8 protein-coding genes are annotated in these 9,257 nt (G+C 58.5%); 6 read left to right on the forward strand and 2 right to left on the reverse strand.

Annotated features, from left to right (window positions below):
* The first annotated feature begins 153 nt into the window (after positions 1-153).
* Together JOD69_RS20605 and JOD69_RS20610 are read left to right on the forward strand one after the other, a co-directional pair.
* Positions 154-1,674 carry a hypothetical protein gene (locus tag JOD69_RS20605; protein WP_210024209.1) on the forward strand — a complete coding sequence of 507 codons (1,521 nt, stop codon included), beginning with the start codon at positions 154-156 and terminating at the stop codon, positions 1,672-1,674.
* A 123-nt stretch (positions 1,675-1,797) separates the two neighbouring features.
* Positions 1,798-2,262, forward strand: a complete 465-nt coding sequence (locus tag JOD69_RS20610) for an MgtC/SapB family protein (RefSeq protein ID WP_077731073.1) — start codon at positions 1,798-1,800, stop codon at positions 2,260-2,262.
* A 21-nt stretch (positions 2,263-2,283) separates the two neighbouring features.
* On the opposite strand, the gene JOD69_RS20615 is transcribed toward JOD69_RS20610, so the two are convergent.
* Positions 2,284-2,472, reverse strand: a complete 189-nt coding sequence (locus tag JOD69_RS20615) for a hypothetical protein (protein ID WP_210024210.1) — start codon at positions 2,470-2,472, stop codon at positions 2,284-2,286.
* A 22-nt stretch (positions 2,473-2,494) separates the two neighbouring features.
* Between JOD69_RS20615 and JOD69_RS20620 the strand changes: the two genes are divergently transcribed.
* From JOD69_RS20620 to JOD69_RS20630, 3 genes are all read left to right on the forward strand, one after another.
* Entirely contained in the window at positions 2,495-3,115 is a 621-nt protein-coding gene (locus JOD69_RS20620) for a glycoside hydrolase family 19 protein (protein ID WP_156879966.1), read from the forward strand.
* Positions 3,116-3,217: 102 nt separating this feature from the next.
* Positions 3,218-3,808 carry a DUF1176 domain-containing protein gene (locus JOD69_RS20625; RefSeq protein ID WP_210024211.1) on the forward strand — a complete coding sequence of 197 codons (591 nt, stop codon included), beginning with the start codon at positions 3,218-3,220 and terminating at the stop codon, positions 3,806-3,808.
* Between the two features lie 499 nt (positions 3,809-4,307).
* Entirely contained in the window at positions 4,308-5,393 is a 1,086-nt protein-coding gene (locus tag JOD69_RS20630; RefSeq protein ID WP_077731070.1) for a hypothetical protein, read from the forward strand.
* Between the two features lie 403 nt (positions 5,394-5,796).
* Here the strand turns inward: JOD69_RS20630 and JOD69_RS20635 are convergent, their stop codons facing one another.
* The gene (locus tag JOD69_RS20635; protein ID WP_210024212.1) at positions 5,797-6,900 is read right to left on the reverse strand and encodes a hypothetical protein; all 1,104 of its coding nucleotides are present in this window, start codon (positions 6,898-6,900) and stop codon (positions 5,797-5,799) included.
* Between the two features lie 623 nt (positions 6,901-7,523).
* Here JOD69_RS20635 and JOD69_RS20640 point away from each other — a divergent pair.
* A complete protein-coding gene (locus tag JOD69_RS20640; protein WP_210024213.1) occupies positions 7,524-9,017 on the forward strand; it encodes a delta-60 repeat domain-containing protein in 1,494 nt (497 codons plus the stop codon).
* Positions 9,018-9,257 lie beyond the last annotated feature (240 nt).

A 9,257-nucleotide genomic window follows, 5' to 3' on the forward strand; every position in this document is an offset into this window, starting at 1 on the left:
GGATGCGCGGCCGAGTCCCGGTTAGCGGATGAATCCGGGGGAAGCGGCGTCCGTCCGGCGGCATCGCTTGGTCTGCAATTAGAGAATTTTCCGATTCGGTGTCAGAGCGCCCGACCTACGTGCTTCCCGCCCGACACGAAGCCGTGCACCGGGATGAAAAACGCTCCAGGCGAGGCCGGCCCGCTGCGGACGGCGGAAGGCTTGCGCTGGAGCGAGGTGCCGGACAAGTTATATGCCGGTCCTTTTTCGAAAGGCGCCCTGACCGGAGAGCGCTTCGGGCTGTTGCCGAGTTCCTCCTTTCGGCTCGCCACCGGGCGGTGCACGGATTGTCCGGTGCCCGAGGCGGCGCTCTGGTATTTTCGCGACGAACTCATCGCCGTTCCTGATGGACTTCGGCCGATCACCGGCACGGCGCTTTTCGAGCCGGAGCGGAGCGAAACGCCCCGTCCGCCGCTGGTCTGGATAGGCGCTCCCGAGATCGTCGAACACGCGACCTTGTCCGAAGACGGACAGTTTCTCCGCGCACCGGCGGGTGAGATCGCGTTTGCGGTCACCCCGGCGATTCCCACCAATCGGGCCTATCTCGATCGTTCCACCGTGGCTTTTCTTTCGAAACGGCCGCTGCGCATGCGAGGCGTCACGCTGAGCCATCGGGGGGCTCCGGTTTTCGTCGCCCGGACGATCTGGCCGGAAGATACCCGTATCGACATCGATGGAGCCCGATTTGAGCCGTTGAAAGAGCGGGAAACCTTGACGACCTTGATCCGGGCACAGACCGGCGGCGTGACGGGCATCTACGCCGCGCGGGTGTTATGGGAGCGTCATCCGGGACAGCCCCGCCGCTGGGCGAGCCGCCCGGTGCTCGCCTTCGTGCTCGACGGCGCCCAGGGCGACGATGACGGCGCGCACGGCGGCCATCTCGCGCCCGCCGCCGGGATATTGGGCCCGCAAGGCGAATGGAGCGATTGGCTGGCCGCCAACTTCTATCCCATAGACGACAAGAACGCAAAAGGCATTCTCTCGGCCATGGTGCCCATGGACAATTACCTCGCGGATCTCAACAGCGGACAGGCCTGGTACCGTCCGAACTACATGCTCGTCGCGGTCATGCGCGATTCCCGAATTCCGCGCCGGGTGCAAGCCACCTTGCAACAGGTGCTACACGGCTATTACTGCCATGTCATCGGTTACGACCGGGCCGCCAACAACAGCACCGCGCTGGTCATCGATCCCTTGCGCTGGCTGGGCTGGAACATTCCGGAGACCGGTCCGACCAGCTATCTCGCCGCCGTGGCCGCTTTCCCGGTGGCGGCCCTGGTTCAGATGAGCCTCGCCGGCGGCAGGGATGTGTTTCGCACGCTCGCTGCGGAGAAGACCCGGCTCGTGCCCAGAGAGGCCTTCGAGACGATAGGCCGAGACCTTCTCGATCTCGTCGAGGGGAGCGCTCCGACGCGAGAGCTGACCCCTTTCGAGCAGATGCTCGCGGCCGATACCGAGGCTGTACTTTTCGTCCGGATACCGCAGATTCCGTCCAGCCGCCGCTTCGGAACCTATCCGGCGGGTTCCCTGACCGAACTCGCCGGCCGGGTGCCGTGGAGCCGGAATGAATGGGAAACCGCCCCGGACCCCGGCGAACAGCCTTTTCCGGAACGGCTGGTAGGCTCGTGCAGATGAGCAGCGACCGATTTGCCGGCGCGCATCCAGGCACGGCGCCCGGGGGGGCTATGGTCTCCCCGGGCAGTGGAAAAGACGGAAATCGGTCGGACCGAGAACGCTGTAGCACAGCAGGACAATCAGATGGATCTACTGAACTGGAACTGGAGCGAATTTCTGTCTCACGTGCTCAAGCTTGCAGGAGCGTTCGTACTCGCTCTGCCGATCGCCCTGGAGCGCGAAAGAACGACCCGCACCTTGGGATTGCGGACTTTCCCTCTGGTTGCGCTAGCAAGTTGCGGTTATATCCTGGTCGGGGAGTCGGTCGTCGGTACCGCTCAGGATGCGCAGGCGCGCATCATCTCCGGATTGATGACGGGTATCGGCTTTATCGGCGGCGGAGCGATTTTGAAGACGTCGACAGGTGTCCGGGGAACGGCCACGGCGGCTAGCCTATGGTCGACCGGCGCAATCGGCGCTTCGGTCGCCCACGGCTTGTATGAGATCGCCGTGCTGATCAGTACGATCAATTTTCTGACTTTGCAGTTTCTGACGCCGATCGAGCGTCGAATGGGCAAAAAGGATCGGCCGGATTTGGAGGACTCTTGATGCGCAGATCGACGTTTTCGGTCAGCCGCCGCACATTCTGACGTTGCAGAGACCGCTGGTTTGTGAGGGGCGGCTGGTGCGGAAGCGCTCCCGACGGGAATCGAGCGAGTCGATGTTTCCGGACAGATCGGATTCGTGATGGAATAAGCTCACCGCTTGATCGCTCGCTGCCGCGGGTGAGGTTTCGCGGCGGCGATCACGAATTTTCAAAAAAGAAAGTGGGGGGAAAGTTATGTTCGTGTTCGACAGGAAGGAGTTTTTCGAGGGCTATCGTTCCGCGTTCGGACCCATGACGCAATACCGGGTCGACGCGCTGGAGTCTCTGCTTGGCGAAATCGAACAGGATATCCGTTTCGACGGGACGGACACGGACCGGCAACAGTTGGCCTACTGCCTGGCGACATTCAAATGGGAAACGGCAAACACGATGAGGCCGATCGACGAGCACGGCTCGGCGGCCTACTTTGAATCCCGCTATGGATCGCATACCTCGGTAGGCCGGCGGCTGGGCAATCTTTACCCGGGCGATGGCAATCTTTTTCACGGGCGCGGTTTTGTACAGCTGACAGGCCGAAACAACTACGAGAGAGCGGGAAGATTTCTGAACGTGGATCTGATCTCGAACCCCGATAAAGCAAAGGAGCCCAAGCTGGCTTATCAAATTGCCGTCCAGGGAATGAAGGAAGGATGGTTCACGGGCAAAAAGCTCGGACATTTCATAAAAGACGGAGTATCGCCCGATTATGAGAATGCTCGAACCATCATCAATGGCCACGACAAGGCTACAACGATCGCCGACATCGCACGCCGATTCGACGGTCTCTTGCGGGCGTCCGCCCTTCAGCGATCATAGCGAAGATGGCATCGGTCGATTTGGGATTCCGTCGGATCGACGGCGCTGCCGTATGAGTCCATTTCGGGAATGTCATGGAGCGCACAGGGAGTTGGGATCGCTATGAAATTGTTCGGGTTCGGCATCACCGCCGCTTTTGTAGGTCTGTTTCTGGTTGCTTCGGGAGTAAAGGCCGGAGGCGATCAAAACAAGTCCGATTTGACTCGAGAGGAGCGAAGCGCCTGGTATCAGAGACTGAAATGGCCCGCCGACTGCGAGGAGAGCTTCCAAAGCCAAGCCGAGGATATTCCCGATGCCGGCCTTACCTTTCATCGCCTGAAGGACAAGCAGTATCTCGTGGAGATACAGTGCTACCTGGGCGCTTATCAACCCGGTTTTGTCTTCATGTTTTATGACGAAGCCCGGGCGAAAACGGCATTGTTGAAATTCAAACGTTATGAGCGCGAGACGGATGGCCGCGTCTCCCGCTATCTTGAAACGGAGCTGAGCGGATTTCCCGAATTCGACGACAAAACGAAGGAACTGAAAGTCTGGTCGAAATCCCGCGGCATCGGAGACTGCGGCTCGATCGTCGTTTACACTTTTCGGAACGGCCAGCCGGTCGTCGAGGAAGCTCGGGCTCAAGCCTGTCAGGACGACCCCGACGCTCCATTTGCGGAGCCGGAAGCCTGGCCGAGAGTCAGAAATCCTTAAAGCCTTCGGGCAGGAGACTTGCGAAGAAGGTTGAAGCCGAACGCCGGTGTCGGTGAGACGATCGCCATGGTCGTTGACGCTAAGTACATTCCGCAAATATTTGCGGAATCTCGACAGATTGGCTTGATTGGCGGGGTTGTCCTGCAGGTTGCCTATGCCGCAAGACTTCCCTGAATGTACTTAGAGCATTTTCATGCCTACTGTACGGGCATTCGCGCGTAGGTCGGGAATCCTTTCCCGACACCACGTCCCGGCCGAGCGTCTTCGTCGGCAAAGGATTGCCGACCTACGAAAGCTTGAGTCGATCTACCCTGGCCGAAGGCGCCAACGACTCCTGCCAGGCCTGTTTTGCCGTACGAGCGAGATGAAAAAGCTCTAGCCGGCCTGGACAAAATAACAACAACCGGACTTACGCATTTTGCCCTTTTTCCTTCGAGAGACGGAAGAAGAGTCCATTTTCGTAAGTCCTGAACAACGTCGAGACTGGAGGGGTGCCATCATGCTGAAATCGATCGATATCCTAATCGGGCTTTCTGTCGTCATGCTGATCGTCAGCATGGCTGTGACTCTGATGACTCAGGCCATGCTGGCTCTGCGTCAAAGTCGCGGAAAGCACTTGCTGGCCGGACTCGTGGACCTGCTCGAGCAGCTCGATCCCGGCGTGGAGCGGCGCTGCGCCGAGGAGATAGCGAAGATGATTCTACGCAGTCCAATCCTCAATGGCGGCAAAATATTCGGTTTGATCCGGTATGGCGAGGTGATTCACCGCGAGGAGCTCACCAAGATGCTGCTCGACCTGGCATCGCGAGACCCGAAGGACGTGACGATGACCGAGCTGCAACAGACAGCGCTCAAGGGATTGAAGAAAGTGATGGCGGAAAACGGTATCTCCGACCCCGACCAAACGCTGAAGAATATCCATATGGCGGCCCTCCAACTGGAGAAATCCAACCCCGAACTCGCCCACGACGTCCGCCAGAATATTGCCCTGTTGCAGGAAGCCGCCAGCCAATTCTTGGCGAAAATCAACTTGCGGTTTGATTCGGTCATTGATCGCGTCAGCGAACGCTTCACCTTCGGTGCCCGCGTTTGGACTTTCGTCAGCGCTACGGTGGTAGCCGTCGTGCTGCAACTGGACACGGTGACGCTGGTGAACCGATTTGCCATGGACGACGCCATGCGAACCGCTTTTGTCGAGGAGGCGATGAAGATCGATCAGGCACAGTATGTCGTAGCCAGCTTGGAGGCTCAATCCGCCACGCCGTTGCCCGTGTCGGACAAAATCGAGAGGCAGTATTTCACGTTCCTGGCCAAGCAGGGCGTGATATTGCCGCCTACCTCTCTCGAGCTATGGTTTGACAACTGGAAAAATGTGAACCTTCCGGGGCTGATGATCTCCATCCTGCTGCTCAGCCTCGGCGCGCCTTTCTGGTACAGCGTACTGAACAGGTCATTGCAATTGCGATCGGTCCTCGCGCGAAAAGACGATATACAGCGCGTCATTCGGCACACCACTCAGCCTGCGGGAGAGGTCTCCGACGGCGGTGTCGGCGCAAGCGGCGGCAGCCGTTCGAGCGGTCTGTAAAGGCGACGATGTTATCCGGTGCCCGGAACCGGCCCGTCGCTTTGAATAGTCGGGTACATCCCTTTGGGAACACGGTGTCGTAACACGTGATCAGCCGATCACGCTTCGCTCCCCGACACCGTGTTCCGAGGCGCGTCACTTTAGGAATCTCTGACTAAAGTCCTTCGACAGGCTCAGGACGAACGGAATCAATACGTTATTCCAAATTGCTTTCAATAAGGAATTAATTTTTGTAGGGTGGGTTAGGCCGCGAGGCCGTAACCCACCAAGCGGCCTCGAATCGGTGGGTTACGCTTCGCTAACCCACCCTACAATTAATGTTCACTCGAATGCCGAATGGAATTACCGTTCGTCCTGAGCCTGTCGAAGTGCGTGAACGGAATCCACTTGTTCAGAGTTTCCTTTACTGTGCGATGGTGATGCTCGGAACGCCCGGTTTCGGAAGTTCGGTCACCGTCATCTGAAAAATCTGCGAGAGCACCCGAAAGGCCGTTTGGTTCCACGATGTCCCGCGGCTTGGACGCACGGCGAAGCATCTCCCTCGATACTTCACTACGAAGTCCGCATCCGCGGGCGGCCTGTTGGATTCGGAAATCTCGATGACCGAGACCGGATTTTCGCCGACCGGCGGTGTTCGCGGATCCTTGGGAACGTCCCTTTCGGGTTCTGCGGCGAGGGTTCGGCCAATGAAATACATGATGTTGCTAAAGCTTCGCAGCCTGAATTTGCCGTGCAGCGGATATTCGCCGCCCGGATAGCCGGGACGAATATCGACCAGGAGGTCGTTGGGTGCATTTTTTTCGGCCTCGTCATTCAGCCGTATTCGCTCCTCATTGCTCAAAAGGAGGGGATCGTAGTTCGTCAGAACCGTTCGACCGACGACTTGCTTGGTCAGATGATAAATCGGCGTCGTTGAATCCGGCGCAATGGAATACTCCTGCTCCAATGCCTGAAATTCCTTTCCGCTAATCGACTCGGAAGGCAGCGTCCAGTGACGCTCGAAGGTCAGGGGCTCCGCGTACAACTGGTCACGATCCTGAATCGATGACAGGTGCAGCACGATGCGCCGAAAAGCGGCGTAATCGCGCCGGTTTCGAGGCCGATTGTGAAATACCGCTTCTTCGCCTTGAGTGCGAAATTCCAGCGTCACCAAACGCAGCAGATCGACATCGATATTCTGACGCAGCAGCAAGGTCAGCTTGTCTTCGGATAATGGCGTCAGCAATCGCTGCGTAAATTGTTCGCCTTCCATGGGAACGATACTGATGGTCGGATTTTCCGACGCCGAGCCGCCGAAAATGGGCATCAGCGTGGTGCCGCTATTCCCCGTAAACGGCGGGGTGGCCCCCGCATTGACCTGGAAATTCAGCGTCGCGGCAATATTCGAAATCCCGGAAAAATATATCGGCTGATTGAAGCGGGCACGCGCGATATCGAGCAGGAGTTGCCTCGACATCACGTCCGCACTGGATTCGTTATAGGCGATCGCCAGATGATCAAGCGCCATGGGTGACAGACAGCTCGAAAGTCCGGCCGCGAAAAAGGCTAAAGCGAGCAGGCGAAATAGCGGTGCGGCGCTTCGCAGGCCGCGAACTGCTGAACAGTCTCGCAGCATGATGACCGGCACAGGCTATGGATTCGGGAATTCATCAAGCCAGGATACTGTACGGATACTCTGAATCGAGGCCATTGATATTCGTCAGGTTCCGGCCGGGAGTGACTTGGTTCCCAATTTAATGAAGCGCATCCGCTTTGCCGCGTGAACCAATCCTCCACGAACATATGCCGACCGGCAGGAGTCGGCCAACCACTGCCCCGTAGCTGACGTTCGGCTCGAGATCGTTTTTCGGGTGGGATAACCGGCACTTCCGTGCCGAATGTGGCGGCGGACTGTCCTGAACGGATAGTTAGGGCCACCGAAGTGAACTTCTGCTGTTCGGCCATTTCTGCCGTTCGCATTTAGTTTTCAGCCGGCTTCGAATGTCGGCTTTATGGAACCATGAGCGAATTGGTACTGTCCGCTAGTGCAGGCCGCTCGCGGCAAATATTCCGGGAGGCTACGAGAGAAATCTCCGAGTGTCCCGGTCTAATTTAGCCAATCTCTCTATTTTGCTGCGGGAAGAAAACGTCATGAAAGGAAAGAAGCCCATGGGGCTGCCCGGCTTGCTGGTCGGTTTGACTGCGGTGTTTGGCACAGTTACAACAGGTATATCTCATGCGCAAAGCGGCACCCCGGATCCCGCCTTTGGTGTCATCGGACGGGTGCTCACGACCTTCGAGACCGCTACTGATCAGGCGTTTGCTGTGGCCATCCAGCCCGACGGCAAGATCGTGGCGGCCGGATTCACTACTTCCCCCATTGCCAATGGCGACAACAACTTCGCCGTAGTCCGCTATAACCCCGATGGCACCATGGATCCGACCTTCGGCACGGGCGGCGGAGTCATCACGAATTTCCGGACTGACGTACCCACGGGTGACCCCGATAGCCCCAGCAGAAACAGCTCGGATACGGCGCGCGCCGTCCTGATTCAACCCGACGGCAAGATCGTGGTTGGAGGGTTTTCCGACGCGCCCAATGGCGACAACAACTTCGCCTTGGTTCGCTATAACCCCGACGGCAGCGTGGATCCGACCTTTGGGGATAATGCCATCTTCCCAGGCACGACACTCACGGATTTTCGTCAATTACCCGATGGGACTCGTTCGCTTGACCAACTCAGAGCCCTCGCCCTCCAGCCCGACGGCAAGATTGTGGCGGTAGGTTTTTCGAATGCGCCTAACGGCGAGGGTAATTTTGCCTTGGTCCGGTACAATCCCGATGGCATCATCGATCCGACCTTCGGCGATAATGCCATCTTCCCAGGCACCGTGCTCACCGATTTTGGCAATCGTAGCGTGGATGACGCCTTTGCTGTGGCCATGCAGTTCGACGGTCAGCTCGTGGTGGCAGGCAGCACGTCCCCCGCCCCCGATTGTCCGGCGGCCTTCGGCCTCGTTCGATACAACAATGGCGTTCCGAATACCAATTTCGGGCCCAATAACCGGGTAGCGACCTGTCTTCGTGGCACAAGCGCCCAGGCCAGCGCGCTCGTCGTCCAGCCCGATGGCCGGATCGTGGCGGTCGGAACGACCAACGGTCCCAACGGGGATCTTAACTTCGGTTTGGCGCGGTACAATCTGGATGGCACCCTCGATCCGACCTTTAACGCCGACTCGATCAACCCTGGGCTCTCGATCACGGACTTTGATAACCGTGCGCTTGACGCTGGGACCGTCGAGCGCAGCGCTGACTTTGCGACTGCGGCCGCGATGCAGGCAGACGGCCGGATCGTGGTGGCAGGAACGTCCAACGCCCCCCTTGGCGTGGGCAATACCAACTTCGCCCTGGTCCGCTACGATCTGAATGGTGTCGCGATAACCGACTTCGGATCCAACAACCGGGTGCTGACCGATTTGGCCAACACGACCGGCGACCACGTCTTGAATAGCAGCACGGACCAGGTCCAGGCCATCGCCATTCAGCCCGATGGCCTGATCGTGGTGGCAGGCGGTTCTGACGCGCCTATCGCCGCTGTCGGCGGTCCCAGCTTCAACTTCGCCCTGGTGCGGTATCTCCCATAAGGGGCGTACGCTTGCGAGACAGCAACCGAGTGGCTGCCTATTGAGTAGTGTCCCGGAAGCCTAAGCTTTATCAGCTTACAGAAAGCGTCTATCGACCTTGCCGCAGTGCTGCAGCAGGCGATTGAAACCTGCCAGCCGCTCATTCGTAAGCGTCCGACGGTTACCGTCGTGACAGCCTCAAGCCGCCAACGGCTGGGTCAGTTCCGTCACCTGATCGGCCAGGTTCCAGGGTAGGAACTC

Source organism: Methylocaldum sp. RMAD-M (assembly GCF_017832375.1).
Lineage (GTDB): Bacteria > Pseudomonadota > Gammaproteobacteria > Methylococcales > Methylococcaceae > Methylocaldum.